Annotated in this window: 1 protein-coding gene; it reads right to left on the bottom strand. The window is 43.7% G+C overall.

The window, feature by feature from the left end; all coding sequences use genetic code 11:
- Positions 1 to 911 (bottom strand): ISAs1 family transposase (locus ACGF63_RS22900; RefSeq protein ID WP_387633381.1); only part of this gene is annotated, 911 nt, incomplete at its 3' end.
- Positions 912 to 1,002 lie beyond the last annotated feature (91 nt).

The following is a 1,002-nucleotide window of genomic DNA, read 5'->3' on the forward strand; positions in this document are numbered from 1 at the left end:
AAAACCCAGTGTAGCTCATTTTCCACTGACCAATGCTTTCTTATTGCCGTGGCAGCCCGCTCCACATCTAAAGGCAACGAACTCACATACCAGCGTGAATCACGATGGGCTGGTTGGCCTTTCACACTGCGTTCACTGACCACTTCGATAACAGACTGTATTGATGGCCATTTTTCCTGAAGTGCTGCTGGCAATGCCGCACGAATTTGCATAACATGACGGAATTCTGTCCGTCCATGCCCCTTGCTTTTCTCCGTAAACTCAGCCAGTTCGTCGTTATCATAATGCGCCGCAAAATGCGATTTAACAAACCCAGAGAGCGTTTTTTGATTCCCTTTGACGCTAACAATAAAATCGCCGCCTCGTTGGGTAATTAACTCAAGGGTTTCCTTCTGACAATGCAGGGCATCCAGCGTGACAATCGCCCCATCAAGCGCCAATAATTCAATCAGTTGTCTTGCAATAGGGCCTTCCTGACCTTTACTTTCGGCTGCCCGATGGTACAGGGCAACACCCGATTCCACATCATAAGCACTGACCACATGCAGGGCTTCAAACAAGGTTCCTTTACAGGTCCCCCTCATTGTTTTTCCATCAATGGCGATGAGACTTTTTCCGGCTTTAACCCGGCGTCGGTTGATCCAGGCATAAAAGGCTTCGACCAGTGCATCTTGTTCTATCATTTTGATAATATTCGCAATACAGTGGCGGCGAGGAATACCGTGAGTAAAGTTGGTATATTGTTTAAGCCACTCGAATTGTATCTCACCAAATTCCTGGATTGATTTCCAGCCAGAAGCCCCACATAACACAGCAGAAAAAGCTAAAAAAATCACATCCATTAATTCATGTTTTTTATTGATGTCAGAACGTGGGTCATCTATCTTGCTGATAAAGTTGAAAATACTCATTATTAAGATCACGCTTTTATAGAATAGAGAGATCTTAACGTTTTAATGAGAGAAGTGGCTATAAAAAGTTATATTTTGGTCTTTATTTAAC

It is taken from the genome of Photorhabdus sp. RM322S (assembly GCF_042879395.1).
In the GTDB taxonomy this organism is placed as follows: Bacteria; Pseudomonadota; Gammaproteobacteria; order Enterobacterales; family Enterobacteriaceae; genus Photorhabdus; species Photorhabdus khanii.